The following is a 23,045-nucleotide window of genomic DNA, read 5'->3' on the forward strand; positions in this document are numbered from 1 at the left end:
ATTGTTTCTGTGTTCTTTACCTGTAGTTACTCTCTTTTCTTTTTTATTTCATCCATTAATAATTACTACATCCTTCTTAATCTAAGTGCATTGGAAATCACGGAAACAGAGCTAAAACTCATGGCTGTCGCCGCCAGCATAGGGCTAAGCAACAATCCGAAAAATGGAAACAGGATACCGGCCGCAATAGGTACGCCCAGGGCATTATATACGAAGGCAAAAAACAGGTTTTGCTTAATGTTTCGCATCACCTTGTTGCTCAAATCCCGGGCCCGGGCGATGCCATTCAGATCGCCTTTGACAAGCGTGATTTCAGCACTCTGCATAGCGATATCGGTACCCGTTCCCATAGCGATTCCGATGTTGGCTTGTGCCAGGGCGGGAGCATCATTAATTCCGTCTCCGGCCATGGCAACAATATGACCTTCAGCTTGCAGTGATTTAACTTTCTTGTATTTGTCGTCAGGAAGACAGTCTGCCATAAAACCATCGAGTTGCAACTCTTTGGCAACGGACTGGGCAGTAAACTCATTGTCCCCGGTCAGCATATGAACTTTCACCCCCATGTCCTGAAGGGCCCGGATAGCTTTGGCTGAAGACGCTTTAATGTTATCTGCAACGCTAACAATGCCTTCCACCTGCTGACCTCGTACCAGGTACATCACGGTCTGGCCGGTAGACTGCCACTCTTTTACCAATTCTTTGTTCTCACCGTTCAGTCCCGCACCAAAGTCTTCCATCAACCGGTGATTACCTAATCCAATTTTGTGTTGCTGATAAAACGCTTGAACACCCTTACCGGTCACCGATTCAAAATCCGATACCTCCAGCAGGGAAATATCTTTTCCCTTTGCCCCCTTGACAATAGCATCAGCTACCGGGTGCTCACTGTTAGCATCGATTGAAGCGGCCAGCTGCAGTACCTCCACATCGGTCATCTCTCCAAACGATTTGAAGTTCCGAAGGCTTGGCTTACCCTCGGTTATCGTACCGGTCTTATCAATGATAAGGGTATCTACCTTGTTCATCTCTTCAATGGCCCGGGCATCTTTTACCAAAACTCCTGCCTGTGCTCCTCTGCCGGTTCCAACCATGATAGACATGGGAGTGGCAAGGCCCAATGCACACGGACAAGCGATAATTAGTACCGATACAGCGTTCACAAATGCGTAAACATAAGCAGGTGCCGGACCCCAGATAGCCCATACAGCAAAAGTGATGATGGAAACGCCAACAACGATTTGGACAAAATACTTCGCCACTACGTCAGCAAGTTTTTGTATCGGTGCCCGCGAACGACTGGCCTCATTGACCATTTCGATAATCTGGGCGAGCAGCGTATCCGACCCGATCTTCTCGGCCTTCATGTCGAAAGCCGTTTTCCCATTGATGGTACCACCGGTCACCTGATCATCCGGAGCTTTCTCTGCAGGAATAGGTTCGCCGGTAATCATACTTTCATCGATAACAGCATTTCCCTTAACAATTACACCGTCTACCGGAATCTTTTCGCCCGGCCTGACTCTCAGTATGTCACCTACCTGAACTTCTTCCAATGGAATCTCCTGCTCTTCATCTCCCTCTACTCTGCGGGCAACCGGTGGAACCAGGTTCAATAAGGATTTGATGGCCGAATTCGTTTTACTGTGCGCCCGCAATTCCAGAACTTGCCCCAGTAAAACCAGTGTCAGTATCACCGCTGCAGCCTCAAAGTATACATGTACATTACCCGCTGCATCTTTGAACTGTGGTGGAAAAACTTCGGGAACAAGCAAACCAAAAATGCTGAAAAGGTAAGCCACGCCGACGCCTATCGAAATCAGGGTCCACATATTGGGCGAACGTCTCCTGACGGAACTCCAGCCTCTCTTAAAAAAGCTCCATCCGGAATAAAATACCACCGGCGAGGCCAACACAAATTCAATCCATTCCCAGGTTTTCTTCGACGCGACATCCTGTAAATGCAGAAAACTGAAAAAATCGGACATCGCAATTATAAAAACCGGAATACTTAAGGCCAGGGCAACCCAAAACTTCCTGGCCATTTTTTGATAGGCTTTCTCTTCCTCACTTGTCTCTTCTCCCTTTTCCGGTACCAAATCCATACCGCACTTCGGACAACTCCCGGGCCCATTCTGTTTTACTTCCGGGTGCATCGGACAGGTGTAGGTAACGCCCGAAGGCGTGATGCTCTCCGCTTTCCGGAGGTGCATTCCACAAATCGGGCAATCACCCGGTTCATCATACGTCTTATCTCCCTCACAACGCATGGGGCAATAGTATTTGCCCTTGAGATTTCCACGATGTCCTTCTTCTGAATGATGATGTTGGTGTGCCGGGTGATGCCCGTTTGATTTCCCCTCTTTCTCTGCATCTACTCTGACAAGATGCATCCCGCATACCGGGCAATCGCCCGGTTCATCATAAGCCTTATCTCCTTCACAGTGCATCGGGCAATAATATTGGCCGCGGTGTTCTGTATCCGGATGATGGTGCTGATGTGTCGGCTGATGCGTTTCTTTTCCTCCTCGCTCTTTTGCCTCCACTGATACCAGATGCATTCCACATACCGGGCAGTCTCCCGGCGCATCATAAGTCTTATCCCCCTCACAGTGCATGGGACAATAATATCTGTCGAATGTTTTTTTATCCATCGTTCTGAAATTTTAGCGTGAGACAATCAAGAGGAAAAGTGACGAACTACGCGATCATTTTTCGCTTTTCCTGGTATTCTTCCAGGCTTATTTCTCCGCGCGCAAAACGCTCATTTAGTATATCCAGTGCCCCTGGCACCTTTCTGCTATCCGACTTGCTGTCGATAACATTTCCTTTCGTCAGCCAAAAAATGCCGACCACAAAAAGGATTCCGATAATCCATCCAATTCCCATCATAACAGACCTCCTTTTCCTTATTCTTAGTTACTTAGTTACCAGTGTATTTTGAATGTTCTTCAGTGATGATTTAGAAATATATTCATAATCAAAAGTGCTCAACCTGCATTTCAACAACATCCGTGATGATGGTGTGAGTGATGCCTGCTTTCGTTCTTCGGGACCAGGCGCATGTTACATACCGGACAGTTTCCCGGGGAATTGTACACCTTATCTCCTTCACACTTCATAGGGCACTGATAGGATGTTACCTCAAACGTTGGAAATCCTTCATCACTTTGGTGATGGTGCCGTCCACTTCCGGAAGGCCTTTGCCCCATCCGGTTTCCAGCGCTGAATCGGGGTAACAGTTTATTGAATCGTACCATAACGAATAGCTGTTTAAGTTCATAGAACAAAGATACATGCCCTTAAAGGGCTGGCTGTTACACAATTCATCATTTGTTTTACATCATTTTTGGATACAATCACGAATTGACTCCAACCATTTTTTTCAACACTGATTATATCGCTAGTATCCCTTCTTCATCAGTACGCACCTTATAAGCACTGTCCACTGGCGACACAACGATCACTCCATCTCCGTTGTAGCCCGTTCGCGCGTTTTTACGAATGAGCTGAATGACCGGAATTACATGTTCATCGGCAGCCAAAATCTCAAGTTTGATCACCCGGTAGGCCTCGGCGAACGGGTATTTATAACTGATATGTTCTTTCTCATGATCGGAGTAGCGGCCGGTCCCTTCACATTCCACGAAGGTCATACTGTAAAATCCCTCGTGCTTAAGGGCATCGTAAACCTCTTCCATCTTCCGGTAGCGGACATAAGCTTTTATCAGTTTCATGGTACTTTTATTTACAGTTGCTTACTTGATTTTCCGGATAATTCCTTTTCCGGGCAATCGGTTAAATCCCTAAGCTGACACTGGGAACAGGAACCATCTTCAGTAGCCCCTTCATCATCCTGGAAGGCACAGGAGTGAACCGTGAATTCCGCGTCCCGGCTGAACATCAGCTTCACTCCCAGTGCCAGTAAAACAATGGCAACCAAAAAGATGGTGATAACCAAAGTCTTGACAAACATAGTTCACGCTTTAGCGTCTGACTCCCTGAAAATCCATCTCATAGGTCGTTTGACCATCCATCAGTTGAAAATGATAACCGAACGTATGCGACATCATATCGAATCCGCCGACCAGTTCCTGGTCTGCTGTACTGTCGCTGGCCATGTGTTGTTCCCAGTCGGTCATTCCATCCATGGAGCCGCCCATCATCATGCCTCCCGACATATCTCCCATGTCAGGCATATACCCGAACATGTTTTCAAATTCATCGCTGGTAAGTCCGGCCATCACACTATCGTTATGGTCGTAATAGTTAAGCATGAACGTTGTATCCATTTCGTCATTAAAACAATGAACATCAATTTGCGAATCACTGATTTTTGTGATAACAGCCGTGGCTTGGGCAACATCCGAAATGGTGCCGGTTGCACTTTTCAGGCCTGATTTGGTTATCGTACCCGAATAGGTACCGGCGATTTCATTTTTCGAAGCATTATCTGTTTTCTCACAGCCGGTTGCTATGAAAATACTCAGTACAACCAACATATATAGAATTCTGTTTCTTCTCATTTCTCTGATTTTTTAGTGGTTCATGTCACAGCAATCCAATCGTTTATTCCCCAGGTTAGCTTTGTTACTTTTAGCTAATCGGTTAATCCAACCTGAGAAAATCCCTTTCTTTTGATGGGAGAATGAAAAACCCTGTTCGCTTAGGTTCTCTTTGATAGTTTCTTCACTGATTTCATAGGGATTGTATTCTATTTCAACCAGTTTTTTGCTGAAGTTCACCCGGACAATACCTGCGAGAGCTACCAGTAATGACTTCAGTTTCTTTGCTACATCGGCTTCTACAACGATTTCAGATTGATAGGAAACCATATTTAAATATTCTTCCATAGCTAATTATCTTAAATGGTTAAACCCTGATAAGAGAGATAATCGCTTGTAACGTCAGACATCAGTGGAGGAGATCATGCTTTCAGCAAAATCACTTCTTTACGCATGACTCACGTGCCGGAGGTCATCGTTTAACACAATCTGCATACTCATTCCAATACGGAACCAGTCGTGAAAATCCGATAACGACGCTACAGTGAGAAAGAATAAATCAACAGAGAAATACTTGTGTAAGGGCACACCTATCCCCTGCATCATAAAGGGGAAGGCTTGTCTGATGAGTATAAAATGAGGAATGAACTTCCGAAGCAACAGGAAGTTCAACGGCAGGAATGATCAATACCGGAGCAAAAATATGAAGCACCGGAGCCTGAAAATCATTGTCGAAATTCGACGCCAGAAAATCACTGGCCACCTGGTAATGCTCATGTGTATCCGCACAGCCGTCCATATCATGGTGTCCGGGTGTACAACAGGATTGCGCATGGACATAAATCGCTACATCAAACAACCGGCCATGGGAATAGTGCTTGTTGATCGTTACCCCGAAAGTAGAAGTTAGTAGTATCAGGGCTGTGAGGATATGTCCTGCTTTGTTAAGCATAATCAGAAATAAAAATAGACATTGTGCCACGAACCTCCAAACAAAACATCGGTATTACATCATAAAAACAACATAATATCGTGATTCATCAGGTGACATCCAGGACACATCCTGCAGTATTTCTGAACTTTACGCTCCATTGTTAATTTTTATTAAATACACGAGCACGCATTAATCAAGCATTAGTTCCTCCTGGAATAAGGATGACAACAATTGACTGTTTCTTCATAACTAAATTTCGTAACAGGCTGAAAAAATTCTTCAGGTTAATTCGAAAGTGGTCTTCATTTCTGGAAATAAATTTATTCCTCCATATTGTGTCAGTAAATAAAATTATTTTTAGTTTTGCATCCTACCAAATTAGTAGGATAAATAAGAATGAATAAAACGCTCTCCATAGCAAACAGCATGATGTGTATGTGTTGCCGTATGTTTTTAAAACATGTGGGGGGTGATGCTGTACACGATTGTTAGTGACAAAATATTGAAAACATAGGTACCAGCCCTTCACAATTTGTGAAGGGCTTTTTTTTTAACTATAAATTCAAAGTATGTCAGATTTAAATTTCAAAATTGAAGGGGAAGCTCAGACTGGAGCTCGTTTTGTGGCAAAAGCAAGGCAATTTAGCCTGACTATCGATGAACCGCCTGCACTTGGTGGTGACGACCTGGGTGCCAACCCGGTAGAATACCTGTTGGCAAGTTATGCTGGCTGTATCAATGTGGTGGCTCACTTAACCGCCAGAGAGCTGGGACTCCAGGTTAAAAAGCTAAGCATTAAAGTGAATGGAAACCTGAATCCCGCCAGGCTGCTGGGGCAATCAGACGAGGAACGCGCAGGTTTCAAACAAATTGATGTCGAATTCAATCCGGAAATTGATGCCAGTCAGGAACAACTGGAACATTGGATGACCCTCATAAAAAAACGCTGTCCCATCAACGACAACCTTTCAAATGTTACACCCCTCTCATTTAATCTTATCCATGAATCATTAACGGTATAACTAGGTTTTAAGCTATGTCAAGAATTTACAACAACATTACTGAAACCATCGGTAATACCCCGCTCGTTCGCTTGAACCGAATCAACAAGAGCAAAGCCACCGTTCTGGTCAAAATTGAGTCATTTAATCCCGGAGGCTCCGTAAAAGACCGTATCGCGTTATCAATGATTCAGGCTGCCGAAGAAGAAAAGATAGTTAATCCCGACACGGTAATTATCGAACCTACCAGTGGCAACACCGGTATTGGTCTGGCGCTGGTAAGCGCGGCAAGAGGTTATCGGTTAATCCTGACGATGCCGGAAAGCATGAGTGTAGAACGGAGAAAAATTCTTCTGGCTTATGGTGCCGAATTGGTCCTAACTCCTGCCAGCGAAGGTATGAAAGGTGCTATTGCGAAAGCTGAAGAACTGGCTAAAAAATACCCGAATCATTTTATTCCTCAGCAATTTCAAAATCTCGCCAATCCACAGGCGCACCGAAAAACAACCGCTCTCGAAATTTGGGAAGATACCAAAGGTTCAGTCGATATTTTTATTGCTGGAGTGGGTACCGGAGGAACGGTAACAGGTGTCAGCGAAGTGCTGAAAAGTAAAAACCCGGAATTGAAAGCTGTTGCGGTTGAACCTATCGGTTCACCTGTACTATCCGGAGGAAAACCCGGACCGCATAAGATACAAGGTATTGGGGCCGGTTTTGTACCGGAAGTATTAAACACGGGTGTTTACGATGCCGTCATGCAGATAAATGAAGAAGAAGCCGTGAAAACTGCCCGCGAACTCGCAAAGCAAGAAGGAATTTTCGTGGGTATATCTTCTGGTGCTGCATTGGCTGCTGCTCTGAAATTGGCCGAAAAGCATGAAAATGATGGTAAAGTTATTGTCGTGCTCTTACCAGACACCGGCGAGCGTTATCTCAGTACAATACTATTTGAATAGGCAATAAAAAATCATAACCACAAAATAATTTGGTGACAACTCACTTTCCGGAGATTGAAATAGTATGGTTCAATATTCTTACGAAAGCTGGGTTGTCACTTTTTATAAGATTAATCGCGCTCTCTTTTCTAGACCCTCACTTTTTTCTCTTTGTCTACTCTTTTCTTCAATTGAATTGTAACCACACACGCTGTGAGCTTCCACACAGATAATCACCCCCGGCGATTTAACCCCATCAAAATCAAGACATAAAAATATCATAACAATTTAACTACATGTGTGTTATTCTAACAGAACAACGTTTTCAAAACCAGAAAATCAATGAATACCTCACGCAGAAAATTCATCTGGATTGCCTCTGCAGCATCGGTTGGTGTTCTGAGCGTTCCGGTACTTCCGAAATTGTACAATTCCATTACCGGGGGACAAAGGGTTTCACCCCATCCCCTGAACAAAAACTTCCCGGCAGACGTCGATTTGGAGTTCACAGCCATTCCGGATCAAGTGCAGCTTCTCAACGGTAGTAAAACGAACATTTATACCTACCAAACCCGTATCCTGAAAGCTGAAAATGCTACAATAGATAAATTACCGGGCAGCTATCTCGGTCCGGTTATCCGCGTAAAACAAGGACAAAACGTTCGTGTCCGCTTTAAAAATCAATTGCCGCGTGAAAGTGTGATTCACTGGCATGGATTACACATCCCGCAGGAAATGGATGGCCATCCCATGTATGCCATCGACAAGGGCGGGGAATTTGTCTATGAGTTCACGGTCAACAATCGCCCCGGCACGTATTGGTTCCATCCGCACCCCGACAAGTTTACCGGTCCACAGGTATATTACGGACTGGCCGGACTGTTCATTGTCGAAGGCGATGAAACGGGGTTACCCGACGGAGAATATGACGTGCCTTTGGTTATTCAGGACCGGAAAATAGATGCTGACAATCAGCTGGTATACCTCGATGGTGGACGAATGGCGCGTATGCAAGGCTTTCTGGGTGACAGAATACTGGTCAACGGCCAACCCGACTGGAACCTCGATGTGAAAAAAGGCACCTACCGGCTCCGCATCTTAAATGGCTCCAATTCCCGTATCTACAAACTGGCCTGGAGCGATGACAGCAATATCGTGGCCATCGGGACAGATGGCGGCCTGCTGGAAAAACCGGTAACGCGGCCTTACCTGATGCTTTCTCCGGGCGAACGCATCGAAATATGGAAAGACTTCTCCTCCCAAAACGACGGTGAAGAGGTACAATTAAAAAGTCTTCCTTTCGAAACCGGTTCTCCCATGGGAGGCGGCGGAATGATGGGGGGCATGATGGGAGGCGGACAACAGCAGACACCCAACGGAACAGCCTTCGATTTGGCATCGTTCCAGGTAACGCCACAAGCCGGCGTACAGAAAGAGCTCCCGGCCGCCTTCGCAAAACACAGGACATTGTCTCCCTCGGATGCTGTGAATGCCAACAACCCCAGAACATTTCATTTCTCGTTCGAACGGATGCAATGGGTCATCAATGGCGAAACCTTTGAAATGATGGGGGTAGCCGACTGGGAAAAAGTAAAACTGGACACCACCGAGGTATGGGAATTCATTAATGGTGGCGGCAGCCGGGGCATGGGCCGGATGGGCAACATGATGCAAATGCCCCATCCTGTCCACCTGCATGGTTTGCAATTCAGAATAATCGACCGCGATGTCTCCGGCATGAGCGCCTCAGTCTGGGAATCGGTAAAAGATGGTTTCGTCGATCAGGGCTGGCAGGATACGTTCCTGCTCATGCCGGGAATGAAAGTGCAGGCGGTGATGAAGTTCGAAGACTATACCGGAATCTTTGTCTACCACTGCCATAACCTGGAACATGAAGACATGGGCATGATGCGGAATTATGAGGTCATTGCATAGCAGGCTCAAACCCAATGGACACTAAAATTAAAAAACGGTACAACCGGATAGCCAAAGTTTACGATATCCTCGAAAGTCCAATGGAATCGGGTTTTTCCCGGTGGAGAGAAAAATTGCTCAGTGAGGTAAAAGGGAAAACCCTCGAAGTGGGCGTTGGCACGGGTAAAAACCTGAAATATTATCCCGGCGATATCGACCTGACCGGAATTGATTTCAGTGAAAACATGATTGAACGGGCCCGGCGTAAATCCCGCAACAAACCCAATATCCGGTTAATGGTGATGGATGCCGAGAAAATGGATTTCGAAGCCAACACGTTCGATACCGTTGTCACATCGTGTGTCTATTGTTCCGTTCCCGACCCCGTGAAGGGAATGAAAGAGATGAAAAGGGTGTGTAAACCCGGCGGCAGGCTGCTCATGCTCGAACATGTCAGGAGCAACCACAAAATGGTTGGCAAACTGATGGACTGGATGAATCCCATTCCCCTGCATCTTTACGGCGCCAACATCAACCGGGAAACATACGAAAACTTGCTGAAAGCCGGGTTCGAACCGGACGACATTACCATAAAACATTTATGGTACGATATCGTATTACTCATTAAAGTGAATATCAGAAAATAAGGGCTCAATCGGGTGTGCAACATAACCGAATGAACTCAACCAGGTCATAACAGACACATCAGGCACAATTTAGATCTGAAAGACCAGGTCTTAGTCTCTCTTTTAAAAGTTGAATCCAAAAAAAATCAATTATCATGAAAACACTAGTTTTAATTTTTACCATGATTACATTCCTTTCAGCGAAAGGATTCAGTCAGCAAACGGACGCGAACAAGCTCCTCGAAAACCAGGAAACACGTCAGGCTATTTTTAAAGCCATCGCCGGCAACCCGGATATGATGAGCGATTTTATGAAAGTGGCCAAACAGAACAAAAAGGCCATGATGATGATGAATAACGAAACCATGGGCAAAGACCGGCAAATGGGAATGGGCGATAAACAGGAAGGAATGCACGGCAACAAGACCATGATGGGCAAGGATAAAATGGGAAAGAAAGGAACCATGATGGGCAGTGAGAATATGTCGGACCGAATGGAAATGATGAACGAGATAATGGATAACCCCGGCATGAGGCAACAAATGATGGAGAAGATGATGAACAAAACGGACAAGGATACCGCCATGAGAAACCAGTTTATGCACATCATGTCACAACATCCCGAAATGATGAAAATGATGCAGGAGAAAAGCATGATGAAGTCGCAGCATATGAAGAAGAATAAAATGGAGAAACAATCTCACATGAAAAATAAGTAACCGCACGAACGGAAGGTGAGTCCCCCAACGTCGAAATAGATTTTTCACTTCTGCTGGAAACCTTTTAAATCTGGTAATAAACATGCTGAACGTAACATTTCTGAATTTTCTTGAAAGCCCCTCCTTTGTCATACCGTGGTATCTGTTTGGTATCCTGGCCGCCATATGGGTTACCTGGGACGTTTTCAAAGTGAACACCCGTGTGAATACGGCGTTAAAATATGCCTGGCCCATCATCATGATTTTCTTTTCAGTCATCGGGCTGGCGCTGTATCTCATTACGTGCAGACCACCCGGGATTGGAAAAAAGAAAGGAAAGGATGAAATCGATTACCACCATCGGTATGTATCGGCCAAATGGAAAAAGGTGACCGGTTCGGTGATGCATTGCGTAGCCGGCGATGGTCTGGGAATCATGACAGCCATGGTCATCAGCCGGATGATTGATTTAAATTTCTGGCCGGAGTTCTGGTTCGAATATGCTGTTGGATTCTTATTCGGATGGTTCATCTTTCAGTTTATCGCCATGCGTAAAATGGCAGACTCAACCTCCAAAGCCCTCTGGCTGGCCGGCAGAGCAGAGTTCTTCTCGATGATAACCGTCATGGTCGGAATGGGTTTGGTCATGCGTTTTATCACCCCGGAAATAGCTGGTCAAAGCCCCAATCCGGATACGTTTACCTTCTGGGGATTTGGCGCACTGGGGCTGTTCGTCGGCGCGATATTTACCTTCCCGATGAATTGGTGGTTGGTATCAATCGGGTGGAAACACGGAATGAGCTAAGGATCTAGATCAATATCCTCATCTGCTATGGGTGAACAAACCCGGGTAGAACAACAAAAACAAAGGCTGTCCAAAAAATCTGGACAGCCTTTGCTAATTTTCATGCGACTCGCAATGGCAGACACGAATAGCAGATGCCCGCCAACGGGAATAAATTCAATTGACTTTGCCTTCTTCTCCGTTTTTGATGCGTACCGCTCGTTCAATATCCGAGACGAAAATCCAACCATCACCACTTCTTCCGGTATGACCGTACTGTTGGATGATAGATACCATCTCGTCCGCTTTTTCCTCCTCGCAGACAAGCTCAATTTTCACCACGGATGAATATTTCTGAACATACTCAATGGAATAGCTGAAAAACTGATCGTCAGCCCACTGAGCCAGGGCTGCGGCGTCCAGGACAGTCATACCTGTGACACCTGCCTCCTCCAGATTTTGGATGACAATTTCTGCCTTTTCTTTTCGGATGTACGCCTTTATTTCCTTCATGTTAATCCTCCTTATGAACCTCGGTTATCATGTTATTTTTCTTCATTTCCCGCTTTTTCACGACGTAGAAAATAGCCGGATAAAAAGCCAGTTGGATAAGCAATGCAGTGATAATCCCTCCAAACATTGGAGCCACAATACGTTTCATCACGTCTGAGCCAACGCCATGTCCAATCAGGATCGGTAACAAACCAATCAAAAGAACCGTAACGGTCATCACCACCGGCCGGATTCTCCTGACGGCCCCCTGGAAGATGGCTTCTTTCAATTTATCCAGCGAGGTCATTAAACCTTTGTCCCTCATGTTTTCATAAGCTACTTCCAGGTAAAGTAACATGACAACTCCCATCTCTGCACTCACTCCGAGCAGGGCAATTACACCAACCCAAACAGCGACACTCATGTGGAATCCGGCAAAATAGAGGTACCAAACGGCGCCGACCATGGAGAACGGTAATGCCAGCAGGATAATACCTGTTTTGGTAAACGATTTGGTGTTGAAATACAGCAACAACACGACCAGCAACAGCGTCAATGGAATTACGAGCGACAAGGTTTTGGCGGCACGTTCCATGTATTCGTACTGTCCGCTCCATGTCAGGGAATAGCCCTGGGGAAGATTAATTTCCTTATTTACCACCTTCTTAGCGGCATCCACGTATGAGCCGATATCCGTCGTGTTCAGGTCAACATACACCAGTGATTCGGGACGGGCATTCTCTGATTTGATGACTGGCGGGCCTTTCTTCACAATGATGGCTCCCAGCTGCCCCAACGGAACTTGTCCGCCATGTGGCAACGGTACCAGCACCCGCTTCAATGCTTCCAGGTTGTTTCTGTAATCACGTTGATAGCGGAGATTGACCGGATAGCGCTGCAGTCCCTCGATGGTTTTGGTGATGTTCATTCCGCCAATGGCCGATTGGAAAATGTCTTCCACATTACCCACGGTCAGTCCGTAACGGGCGATGGCGTCGCGGTCAATATCAAAATCAATATAATTACCGCCCTCAGAGCGCTCCGCAAATACCGAACGGGTTCCCGGAACTTTTCGCAACACGCCTTCGATTTTCTCTCCCAGGTTTTGAAGCACGCTCAAATCAGGTCCGGTAATTTTAATTCCGACCGGTGTCTTAATACCCGTTGAGAGCATGTCAATCCGGGTTTTAATCGGCATCGTCCAGGCGTTGGTGAGCCCCGGGATTTTAATGGCCGCATCCATCTTATTTACCAGCTTTTTCGGGGTCATTCCCTCAGGCCATTCGCTTTGCGGTTTTAATTGAATGGTGGTCTCAATCATCGAAAGCGGTGCCGGGTCAGTAGCGGTCGATGCACGACCTACTTTTCCCATTACTGATTTCACTTCCGGGAATGATTTGATGATTTTATCCGTCTGCTGCAACAACTGCCGTGCTTTGGTTATCGAAATCCCCGGCAAGGTAGTGGGCATGTAAACCAAATCACCTTCGTACAGTGGGGGCATAAATTCAGACCCAAGTTTGCTGTATGGGAACCAGCTGCCAATCACAATCAGGGCCGAAATAATCAGTACCCACCATCTCCGCTTGATGACGAAACCGACAACCGGTTCATAAGCGCGCATTAGGAACCTCGTGATAGGATTGTCTTCTTCCTTTTTCATCTTTCCACGGATAAAATAGCCCATCAACACCGGCACAATGGTGATGGCGAGAATGGCGCCAACAGCCATCGAATAGGATTTGGTGAATGCCAGCGGTTTAAACATCCGGCCTTCCTGGGCGCCAAGCGCAAAGACAGGAAGAAACGAAACCACAATCACCAGCAGGGAGAAAAAGATGGACGGACCTACTTCTTTTGAGGCCTCCAAAATAACGGCCCAGTGCGGCTTTTGCTTTTCAGGCGGCAACTGCTGATTACGTAGCACATGCGACTGGGCATTCTCCACCATGATAATCGCCGCGTCCACCATGGCACCAATAGCAATGGCAATACCACCAAGCGACATGATATTCGCATTAATTCCTTGCAGATGCATGATTAATAAGGCTCCCAGTACGGCCGTTGGTAAAGTAAATACAGCAACGAATGAACTCCTGAAGTGCAACAGGAAAAAGAAAATCACCAGCGAAACCACGATAATTTCTTCCAGTAGTTTATCCTTAAGGTTGTCAATCGCTTTATGAATAAGTCCTGAACGGTCATAAGCGGGGACAATCTGAACGCCGGCCGGCAGTGATTTTTTCAGTTTTGCAATTTTCTTCTTCACCTGATCAATCACTTTCAATCCGTTGGCACCGTATCGCTGAACGACAATTCCGCCCACGACTTCTCCCTTTCCGTTCCAGTCCGCCAAACCACGGCGCAGTTCCGGGCCAACGACCACATTGGCTACATCTTTCAAATAAATGGGCGTGCCGGTCGCTTTATTAAAACCGACGGTCACCATCTTTAGGTCCTTCTTGCTCTTAACATAGCCGAGTCCGCGGACCATAAATTCAGTCTCGCCCATTTCGAGTAGCCGGCCGCCTACATCGTTGTTGCTATTCTTAATGGCCATCTTTACCTTATCGAGCGAGAGATCGTAAGATGCCAGCTTAATCGGATCAACCTCTACCTGGTATTGCTTGACAAATCCGCCGATGCTGGCTACTTCAGATACACCCGGGACCGTCATCAGCTCATATTTCATAAACCAGTCCTGGATGGACCGTAGTTGCTGCAGGTCCTGTGTCTTCGATTTCAACACGTATTCATAAACCCAACCCAGCCCGGTAGCATCCGGGCCCAGCTCCGGCGTAACGCCTTTGGGCATCGAACTCTGCATCGAACTTAAATATTCCAGCACACGGCTCCTGGCCCAGTACAAATCAGTCCCGTCCTTAAAAATCACATAGACCATTGAAAAGCCAAAGAAGGAATAACCTCGTACATCGGTAGCACCCGGAACCGAAAGTAATTTCGTCGTCAGCGGATAGGTGACCTGGTCTTCCACAATTTTCGGACCCTGTCCCGGATATTTGGTCATGACAATAACCTGAACATCGCTCAAATCAGGAATAGCATCCACCGCTGTGTTCTTGATGGCCCAGATTCCGGCTGCCATCAGCATGACAGTGAAAATAATGACCAGCGTTTTATTGTTGATGGACCATTCGATAATCCGGGCAATCAGGCCGTCTTTATTTGTTTCATTTGGAGTCATAATCTTTCTTTCCTTCGTTTACAAAAATGCTTGTTATCAAGCGTTTCCTGTAATTCTGCCGCAAGGCATCATTGATACTTAAAACCATGTGCTTTCAGGTTGTCTTTTACCTGTTGAATGGTCATTTCACGCAGTTTCATTCCGCAAATCGGGCAAGTTCCCGGTTTATCGGAGATCACGTTCCAGTCCATGACATCTTCGTAGAGTTTACCGTCATGATTTTTATCGATGGCTTCGACGTTAATCACGCCTTTCCGGATGATCGTAGTGTCCTTCACTTCTGAAGTAGCTTTGGTGGAGTCCTTATCCATCTTCATGCCTTTCATATTCTTCATTTGCTTGCCGGAAGTGCTGTCTTTTTTAGCAGCTGTGAACAAGTTCATTGAAGCATTCAGGTTCGATTCGGAGTCAATCATAAACTCGGCAGAGGTAACAACCTTCGTGTTAGCAGACAATCCGCTTAAAATCTGGTAGTAGCCATCTGAGTAGTTACCCAGCTTCACATGTACAGGTTTGAACTTTCCATGGCCTAGTGATACAATCACAGTGTTCTCACGGCCGCTTTGAAGGATGGCCTGTGCAGGAACCATGGGGTAATTGCCTAAATCTTTTCCTTTGATGTCTACATTGGCAAACATACCGGGCTTCAGTACATGGTTGCTGTTATTCAGATCAATCCTGACTTTAATCGTACGGGTTTGGGTGTCCAGTACCGGGTAGATGAACGAAATCTTTCCTTTGTATGTCACTCCCGGCAGGAAATCCATGGTGATGGTCGCCGGCTGACCCAAAGCAATTTTATTCAGTTCATGTTCATATACGTCAGCTACCAGCCACACAGAGCTCAAATTGGCTATTTTCATTAACGGCATTCCGCGCATGATTTTAGCCCCTTCATCAACGTTTTTTGACAATACCGTTCCGTCAAAAGATGCTGTGAGGGTGATATATTTCCTCACATGCTTTGTCTTCTTCAGCTCCTGGATATCCGCGTTTGAAACATCCAGCAATTCCAGTTTTCGGGTAGCATTCTTCAGCAAATCTGATGGCTCCTGACTTCCAATCATAGCGTTATCATAAGCCAAAGCAGTCAGATATTCCTGCTCTGCTGCAACCAGTTCCGGCGAGTAAATCCGCAACAATTTCTGGCCTTTCCTCACTTGCTGCCCCGTGTAATTCACGTAGAGCTTATCAATCCAGCCTCCCGCTTTGGTGGTCACCGTGTATTCTTTCTGCTCGTCAGGCTGAATAATGCCATTGGTCATCACATCAGCATGCATATTTGCGGATTTCACAACCGTTGTCTTCACATTCATATCCTGCTCTACCACCGGATCGATGGAAACCACACCATTTTGGCCGGCCTGATCGGCATAAACCGGAACCAAATCCATACCCATGGCCGATTTGCCGGGATGATTGTAAATCTCATTCGGGTTCATCGGTGCACGCCAGTAAAGGATTTTCCCTTTCTTGTCATTTTTCGCTTTGCCTTGGCTTTGCTCACCTTCAGTCATCACAGTACCCTGTTTCCCGGATAACAGATAATATCCTGTAACGCCCAACGCTGCGCCCAAAATAACTAACAGGATATAGACGAATATTTTCTTATTCATTTGTCCTTTTTTTATAATTCATTAATTCAATTGCGTTCCCGATAAAAACTCCAGTTTCGACAGGTTTTTACTGTAGGAAGTCCGGATATTGGCCAGTTCGGTTTTGACTTTCAGAATCTGGTCTTCTGCCCGCATCACGTTAACAAAGTCTATTTTATTAACCTGATAATCTGCCAATGCAGCCTGGTACGACTGAAGGGCCTGAGGCAGTAACGTGGTCGTAAGCAGTTTTTCCCGTTTTTTCAGGGCACTCATTTGCGAATTGATGGCTCCGAAATGTTGCTGTAAAACCTGCAGCGAATGCTGATATTGTTGACTGAAGGCATCCTGCTGGAAACGGGCGCGGTTGACTTTTGCAGTCTTGTTTCCTCCATAGTTGATCGGAATCGTCACGCCGACCGCTACGCCCAGTAAATCCTTGTAATCCGCTCCACTAACTCTATTGAAGCCTCGCTGTGTGTACTGTACACCTACTTTAAAATTGGGATAGAAAGTGTACTTGGCTTCCTTTTGCATCAATTCAGCCTTCGTTTCATGAAGTTTAATCTCTTTCAAAACCGGCCTGTTTTCCTTGGCTAAGGCCAGAAGTGAATCGGTTTTTACATACTCGTGGGTGATAGGAACAATCCTTTCAGTTGGAATATAAACAGAGTCGTTGCGCAACAAAAAGCCGTTTAGTTTGGCCTGTAACGTCGACTCCTCACCTTTTAAAGTTTCAATCTTATCCTGCAGCCGGGTTTTTTGAACTTCCACCTCGATCACATTCTGCAGACTGGCGGTCTTCACTTCAAACTTTCGTTTGGCAACCACCGAAATCTGTTTCAGTAAATCCAGGCTTTCCTTTGTCAAACCGACATCCGCTCTTTTCTCCTGGAGGTTGTAATAGAGCTCCGAAACTTGTTCCTGTATCTGGTTGACCAAATCGGCAATTTGCTGACGAATAATGAGCGTGTCCATCGATTTAACGGCCGCTTTGGCTTTCAGACTTCCCGGAAAAGGAATCGCCTGTGCCACACCAAGAACTTTGCCGGTCATCGCTTCCTGGTTCAGCGAAAAACTATTCGTCGGAACATTCATCAATCCCAGATTGGCTACCGGGTCCGGAAGGTGCGTCCCCACCTGGATATTCTCCCTCGCAGCCTTTAATTGAGCCTGCAACATCGATAGGCTCGGATTTACTTTTTCGGCTTGTTGAATCAAGCCATTTAAAGAATCATCCTGACTCTGCGCGAACGCCGGCAGACTTATCGCGAGAATCAGTAACAATCCTATTAACTTGTATCTGTTCATTGAAATATGATTTAAGGTGTCTCTTACAACTATTCTGACCAAGAAAAAAGCTATTATTTTCCAGACACGATGTTACTATCATCATGACAAAATTAGAAACATGCTACCGCAAAAGGGTTATATAATTTTCACAAAGAGTTATACAATTACCACTATTTGCCATCTCATTGGGAGAATTTAAGTCAACCGTTAGAAATACGATAAGAAAGTTGACTGCCTGTAACGCCAGACATTGGCAAACGAGATCATGCTTATTGGAAAGTTGATTGTATTAAGCACCACATCTGTTCCCAAAGTTATCGGACAACACGGTCTGTCTGCTCATCACTGAACGAAACCAGCTGTGTAAAAGCGATAACGACGTTACGGTTAGAGCGAATAAATCAACAGAGGAATACCTGCATAAGGGCGCACCTATCCCCTGCATCATAAAGGGGAAGACTTGTCTGATGAGTATAAAAAGAAGAAGGAACTTCCGAAGTAATAGGAAGTTCGACTGCAGGAACGATTAATACAGGAGCAAAAAGATCAAGTACCGGAGCCTGAAAATCATTGTCGAAACTCGACGCCAGAAAATCGCTGGCCACCTGGTAATGCTCATGTGTATCCGCACAGCCATTCATATCATGATGTTCGGGAGTACAGCACGATTGCGCATTGGCATAAACCTCCACATCAAACAACCGACCATGGGAATAGTGCTTGTTGATCGTTACCCCGAAAGTAGAAGTTAGTAGTATCAGGGCTGTGAGGATATGTCCTGCTTTGTTAAGCATAACTCTGTTCCAAAAGTAGAAATTCCAATACAAATGCCAAAAGAGCTTTATTCCAGACAAATACTAATCACGAATGAAATTCCTCTTAATCAACTGGTTCACTATCTATTAAAAATATCTACAGCTATTTGTGAAAAAAGATTAAATTTTCTTTTCACATCCTAAGGTATTCGTTCCATTTTCGGCTAAAACAATGAAGTTGCTGCCCATTCAAAGATAGTAACTCCCCCCAACAAAAAGACCGCTGCCCCCATAGCGCCCCTGGCAGCGTTGCGCCCAAATAACACCCTGCCCACACCAACTGAATTTACATAACACCACCATTCCATAGCATCGTCATCCGTCCGCGCAAATCCGTGATAACAATCCGTGCCAATCTGTGGTCTCCAATTCTCCCAATCTCCGCTTCCCATTTTCCCCACTCACCTTTTCTCCATTTCTCCCATTCTCACCTACACCTCATCCTTATTCCGCTTATTCCTACCCATCCCTTTGATGAAGTGCCGATCACTGCCATCGATATCAAATTCCGGTACCAGGCGTTCGCCAATCGGTTCAATCAATTGCCGCCCGTCTTCTCGTGGGCTCTTGATTTTCGGATCAATCGGATAAGCATTCATAAGTTCTGCCGGGTACGGCTCCAGAAGCGAAGTGATTTCCTCCAATGGAGCTTTCGGGTCCAACCATTGCCGTTCATATTCCCGGTGCAAGATAACCGGTGACCGGTGGTGAGGAATCTTCTGCAGCAAAGCATTCGCCGATGCAGTAATGATGGCAAACGAAGAAATCTCTTCTCCGGTTTCCTGGTCCGCCCACACATCCCAGATGCCGGCAAAGGCAAAGGGGCGTACATGCTCTTTTAGATAAACCACAAAAGGCTTGCTCAACTTCTCTTTGGTTGTTCCCTCAATGAAGGCATCGGCCGGAATAAGACAGCGCTGTGAACGAATTGGTTTCCGGAAGGCAGGTTTGGCAATAATACCTTTCGCGCCTTTGTAGTCGGTTGCATCCTCTTTGTTCTGGTCACCTTCCGAACGGGCGTTGATGAACATCATGCTCTTCTTTTTCGACCAAAAGGGTGTCAGACCAAAACGGAAAAGCTGTAGTTCGCCGGGAGCGGTATTCGTAATAACGGGAGAGTATTTGCCCGGCCCAATATTGTATGAAGGGGTAAAATCAAGCCCTTCAGGAACCGCAACATCAAATCGTTTTTGAATGGCAGTTAAATCGCTTGCCAGGATAAATCGACCGCACATAACAACTGGTTTTAAATTCTTAGTTCAATAAAGTTACACGCTTTGCGCTTAAATTGCATCAAAACAAATTATCTCATTGTTCTTTTGGGTTCTTCAGGGGAAGCCGGGCCAGTTTCTCAACCTCCAGGCTGGGATGTCCGAATTCCTCGGTCACCTTTCCCAACATCAGGTATACGCCATCTCCGCGGAAAGGATACTGCTTGAGCGACGATGGGAAATGAGTGGTCTCGAAAAATTCACCGGTCACATCGAGAAAGCTTCCGAAATGCATGGTCTCTTTTCGCACAGTCCGCACATACTTGATGGTCACCAGCGTTCCCACCATCCGGACGCGTTTCCCCAGGTTGTTCATCAGGTCTTTGGCCATGATTTCACCACGAAACTTTGTCTCCAGTAAATCGAACCAGGTGCAGGTGACCGGAAATCCCAGGATTTCTATCTCATCATAAGCGGCCTCTTCCGCTGTCTGGCTGAGTTGTGGAAGTTGCCATTCCTTCTGTTCCGGTTCAAAAAGCTGGTGCGGGGTGCTCGGCTGCTTTTTGCCCAATAGCATGTGAGCCTCCCACAGCAATTGCATCTTGGGTTTTCCGGTAAACCGGAACGCACCGATGCGGATCAGCAGGATCAGGTTCTCGATGCCAATTTTCAGCCGGGAAACAAATTGCTCCATGGATTTGAAATCACCGGCTCTTTTTCGCTCCCGGACGATGTCCTGCTGCAGCTTGTGCTCGAGGTTGTTCATCAGGTTAAAGCCCAGGAAAATATTCCGTCCGTAAATGGTAGTATCGACGGTGCTGCGGTTCACACAGGGTGGTTCGATATTCGCTCCGCAGCGCCGGGCCTCATTCACATAGACCCACGTCCGGTAATAACCACCAAAATTGTTGATGACCGCGACCATGAAATCAAGCGGGTAATGGGCTTTCAGGTAAAGGCTCTGAAAACTTTCCACCGCATAGGAGGCCGAGTGTGCTTTCGAAAAGGAATAGCCGGCAAAGCTCTCAATCTGACGCCAGACCTCCTTCACAATCTCCGGCGGCCGGCCTAAAGAATGACTGTTGCTGAAAAAACGGTCGACAATGCGTTGAAACTCTGTTCTCGAACGGTACTTACCGCTCATCGCCCGGCGCAGGATATCGGCATCCGCCAAATCGAGCCCGGCAAAATGATGGCACACTTTCAGCACATCTTCCTGGTACACCATCACACCATAGGTTTCTTCAAGCTGCTCTTTCATCACCGGGTGCAGATAGCTAAAACCATCCGGATGGTGAAAACGGTGAATATATTCGCGCATCATACCGCTTTTCGCAACGCCCGGCCGGATAATCGAACTGGCGGCAACCAGGGTAAGGTAATTATCACAATGCAGCTTTTTCAGCAAACCCCGCATGGCCGGACTTTCGATGTAAAAGCAGCCGATGGTTTCTCCTGACCGGAGTTGTCGGCGGGTCTGTTCATCCTGCATGAACTCATTCACCCGGTGAATGTCGATTTCCTCGCCCCAGTTGGCTTTAACGATGTCCACGCTATCGTTGATATGCCCGATGCCCCGTTGGCTCAAAATATCGAGTTTTTCGTAGCGTAAATCTTCGGCGACGTACATGTCCCATTGAGTCGTTGGCAATCCTTTCGGTGGCAAATCGAGTGCAGTATAACAGGTAATGGGTTCTTCGCTGATAAGTATACCGCCTGCATGGATACTCCGCAGGTTTGGAAAATCCTGCATCATCGAACCGATGGAAAAGATATGTCGGTAGAGTTTGCTTTCTTTTATCTCTGTCTCCGGACTTTCAATCAGTTGGTCAATCTCACCCTTGGGAAGTCCGTAAACTTTTCCCAACTCACGCAGAATCGATTTTCCCTGGAAGGTATTGATAGTTCCCAACAATGCGGTATGACGCCAACCATACTTTTCAAAGATGTAGCGTTGTATCTCATCGCGGTCACGCCACGAGAAATCAATGTCGAAATCAGGCGGAGAAGTCCGCTTGGGATTGATGAACCGCTCAAAATAAAGGTTGAGCTTTATCGGGTCAACGTCGGTAATCTTCAGGCAATACGCAACGACAGAATTGGCCCCGGAACCACGTCCCACATGGTAAAATCCGCGCTGCATCGAATACCGGATGATATCCCAGGTAATCAGGAAATAGGCCGAAAAGCCCAGTTCGTTGATCACCTTCAGTTCTTTCCTGACGCGCTGTATGGCTTCCGGGTTATCACCGTACCGGTACCGGCAACCTTCCAAGGCCAGTCTCTCGAGTAAAGCCGTATCCTCTTCCTTGCTCCCGGTAAAGGTTTGCTTATTCTTCACCCGGGTAAAGTCAAAATGTATTTCACATTCTTTTGTCAAACGTTCTGTTGCCTTGACAATCTCCGGGAAGCCGGCATAGAATGTCTTCAATTCCTCAAATGGTAGAAGTCGGTCATGCTCATTGCCCAGTTGTTCCGGCGTTAATTTGCTTAGCAGGGTGTTATGTTGAATCGCCCGCAAATGACGGTGCAACTCAAAATCATTTGGGCCGGCAAAAGTAGCCGGTTGAAAAGCCACCAGTTTCTTTTGTTCTCCTTCCGGAATAGTAACCTGAACACGGTTCAACTGTTCGGGGCGCACGCCCAGGAACTCATTTTCCCGTAACGAGTGGATGGGCTTCTCCCCGAAAGGAAAAATGAAATACACATGGGGAAGGGTGGGAGGATTGTCGGGCAGCGGCGAACCGGCAATCAGGTGTGTACTCAGAAATTCGTTGAGTTCCCGGAAGCCTTCATTATTCCGGGCCAAACCAACATACAATTGTTGGTCACCGTTTCGGAAATCAATACCAGCAATGGGCTTGACACCAACTTTTTCAGCTTCCCGCACCCAATCGACAATCGCTGTCGAATTGTTGATATCGGTAACGGCCATGGCAGGAGCGCCCATTTTTGCCGAGGCTTCAGCCAGTTGCTCCGGCGATCGGGTGCCGTACCGCAGACTGTAGTAAGAATGTGTATTCAGGTACATAAGCCA

At 46.4% G+C, this 23,045-nt stretch carries 22 protein-coding genes; 6 read left to right on the plus strand and 16 right to left on the minus strand.

Translation table 11 applies throughout. The features are described 5' to 3' along the window. Positions 1–65: 65 nt before the first annotated feature. The 9 genes from AC060N_RS10185 to AC060N_RS10225 form a co-directional block, all read right to left on the minus strand. Positions 66–2,654, minus strand: coding sequence for a copper-transporting P-type ATPase (locus AC060N_RS10185; protein ID WP_479523703.1), 2,589 nt, complete (start codon positions 2,652–2,654; stop codon positions 66–68). Between the two features lie 46 nt (positions 2,655–2,700). Beyond that, positions 2,701–2,892 carry an SHOCT domain-containing protein gene (locus AC060N_RS10190; RefSeq protein WP_153639557.1) on the minus strand — a complete coding sequence of 64 codons (192 nt, stop codon included), beginning with the start codon at positions 2,890–2,892 and terminating at the stop codon, positions 2,701–2,703. 110 nt (positions 2,893–3,002) lie between these two features. Beyond that, entirely contained in the window at positions 3,003–3,122 is a 120-nt protein-coding gene (locus AC060N_RS10195) for a heavy metal-binding domain-containing protein (RefSeq protein ID WP_479523704.1), read from the minus strand. Between the two features lie 17 nt (positions 3,123–3,139). Continuing rightward, positions 3,140–3,283, minus strand: coding sequence for a hypothetical protein (locus AC060N_RS10200; RefSeq protein ID WP_153639558.1), 144 nt, complete (start codon positions 3,281–3,283; stop codon positions 3,140–3,142). 112 nt (positions 3,284–3,395) lie between these two features. Beyond that, complete coding sequence (locus AC060N_RS10205) at positions 3,396–3,737, minus strand: P-II family nitrogen regulator (protein ID WP_153639559.1); 342 nt, start codon at positions 3,735–3,737, stop codon at positions 3,396–3,398. A gap of 11 nt (positions 3,738–3,748) precedes the next feature. Next, positions 3,749–3,976, minus strand: a complete 228-nt coding sequence (locus AC060N_RS10210; protein WP_153639560.1) for a hypothetical protein — start codon at positions 3,974–3,976, stop codon at positions 3,749–3,751. A 10-nt stretch (positions 3,977–3,986) separates the two neighbouring features. Next, positions 3,987–4,526, minus strand: coding sequence for a hypothetical protein (locus tag AC060N_RS10215; RefSeq protein ID WP_153639561.1), 540 nt, complete (start codon positions 4,524–4,526; stop codon positions 3,987–3,989). Between the two features lie 12 nt (positions 4,527–4,538). Next, complete coding sequence (locus AC060N_RS10220; protein WP_479523705.1) at positions 4,539–4,853, minus strand: LDCC motif putative metal-binding protein; 315 nt, start codon at positions 4,851–4,853, stop codon at positions 4,539–4,541. 211 nt (positions 4,854–5,064) lie between these two features. Next, positions 5,065–5,457 carry an HYC_CC_PP family protein gene (locus AC060N_RS10225; RefSeq protein ID WP_479523706.1) on the minus strand — a complete coding sequence of 131 codons (393 nt, stop codon included), beginning with the start codon at positions 5,455–5,457 and terminating at the stop codon, positions 5,065–5,067. A 551-nt stretch (positions 5,458–6,008) separates the two neighbouring features. Between AC060N_RS10225 and AC060N_RS10230 the strand changes: the two genes are divergently transcribed. From AC060N_RS10230 to AC060N_RS10255, 6 genes are all read left to right on the plus strand, one after another. Further along, positions 6,009–6,461 carry an OsmC family protein gene (locus AC060N_RS10230; protein ID WP_153639564.1) on the plus strand — a complete coding sequence of 151 codons (453 nt, stop codon included), beginning with the start codon at positions 6,009–6,011 and terminating at the stop codon, positions 6,459–6,461. A gap of 14 nt (positions 6,462–6,475) precedes the next feature. Next, positions 6,476–7,396, plus strand: coding sequence for a cysteine synthase A (cysK, locus tag AC060N_RS10235; RefSeq protein ID WP_153639565.1), 921 nt, complete (start codon positions 6,476–6,478; stop codon positions 7,394–7,396). 321 nt (positions 7,397–7,717) lie between these two features. Beyond that, complete coding sequence (locus tag AC060N_RS10240) at positions 7,718–9,310, plus strand: multicopper oxidase family protein (RefSeq protein WP_153639566.1); 1,593 nt, start codon at positions 7,718–7,720, stop codon at positions 9,308–9,310. A 14-nt stretch (positions 9,311–9,324) separates the two neighbouring features. Then, the gene (locus tag AC060N_RS10245) at positions 9,325–9,936 is read left to right on the plus strand and encodes a class I SAM-dependent methyltransferase (RefSeq protein ID WP_153639567.1); all 612 of its coding nucleotides are present in this window, start codon (positions 9,325–9,327) and stop codon (positions 9,934–9,936) included. Between the two features lie 134 nt (positions 9,937–10,070). Further along, positions 10,071–10,634 carry a hypothetical protein gene (locus AC060N_RS10250; protein WP_479523707.1) on the plus strand — a complete coding sequence of 188 codons (564 nt, stop codon included), beginning with the start codon at positions 10,071–10,073 and terminating at the stop codon, positions 10,632–10,634. Positions 10,635–10,716: 82 nt separating this feature from the next. Next, positions 10,717–11,418, plus strand: coding sequence for a DUF4396 domain-containing protein (locus AC060N_RS10255; protein WP_153639569.1), 702 nt, complete (start codon positions 10,717–10,719; stop codon positions 11,416–11,418). A 156-nt stretch (positions 11,419–11,574) separates the two neighbouring features. Here AC060N_RS10255 and AC060N_RS10260 read toward each other — a convergent pair whose 3' ends face one another. The 7 genes from AC060N_RS10260 to AC060N_RS10290 all read right to left on the minus strand — a co-directional run bounded on the left by AC060N_RS10260 (position 11,575) and on the right by AC060N_RS10290 (position 23,039). Beyond that, positions 11,575–11,910: a P-II family nitrogen regulator gene (locus tag AC060N_RS10260; protein WP_153639570.1), complete on the minus strand. Its 336-nt coding sequence runs from the start codon at positions 11,908–11,910 to the stop codon at positions 11,575–11,577. A gap of 1 nt (position 11,911) precedes the next feature. Continuing rightward, positions 11,912–15,094: an efflux RND transporter permease subunit gene (locus AC060N_RS10265; protein WP_479523708.1), complete on the minus strand. Its 3,183-nt coding sequence runs from the start codon at positions 15,092–15,094 to the stop codon at positions 11,912–11,914. A 68-nt stretch (positions 15,095–15,162) separates the two neighbouring features. Next, entirely contained in the window at positions 15,163–16,710 is a 1,548-nt protein-coding gene (locus AC060N_RS10270) for an efflux RND transporter periplasmic adaptor subunit (protein ID WP_153639571.1), read from the minus strand. A 21-nt stretch (positions 16,711–16,731) separates the two neighbouring features. Next, positions 16,732–18,000 carry a TolC family protein gene (locus tag AC060N_RS10275; protein ID WP_479523709.1) on the minus strand — a complete coding sequence of 423 codons (1,269 nt, stop codon included), beginning with the start codon at positions 17,998–18,000 and terminating at the stop codon, positions 16,732–16,734. Positions 18,001–18,383: 383 nt separating this feature from the next. After that, the gene (locus AC060N_RS10280; RefSeq protein WP_153639573.1) at positions 18,384–18,776 is read right to left on the minus strand and encodes an HYC_CC_PP family protein; all 393 of its coding nucleotides are present in this window, start codon (positions 18,774–18,776) and stop codon (positions 18,384–18,386) included. Between the two features lie 452 nt (positions 18,777–19,228). Beyond that, a complete protein-coding gene (locus AC060N_RS10285; RefSeq protein WP_479523710.1) occupies positions 19,229–20,032 on the minus strand; it encodes an SOS response-associated peptidase in 804 nt (267 codons plus the stop codon). Positions 20,033–20,105: 73 nt separating this feature from the next. Beyond that, positions 20,106–23,039 carry a DNA polymerase III subunit alpha gene (locus AC060N_RS10290; protein WP_479523711.1) on the minus strand — a complete coding sequence of 978 codons (2,934 nt, stop codon included), beginning with the start codon at positions 23,037–23,039 and terminating at the stop codon, positions 20,106–20,108. Between the last annotated feature and the right edge of the window lie 6 nt (positions 23,040–23,045).

This window comes from Prolixibacter sp. DSM 2831, assembly GCF_056493735.1.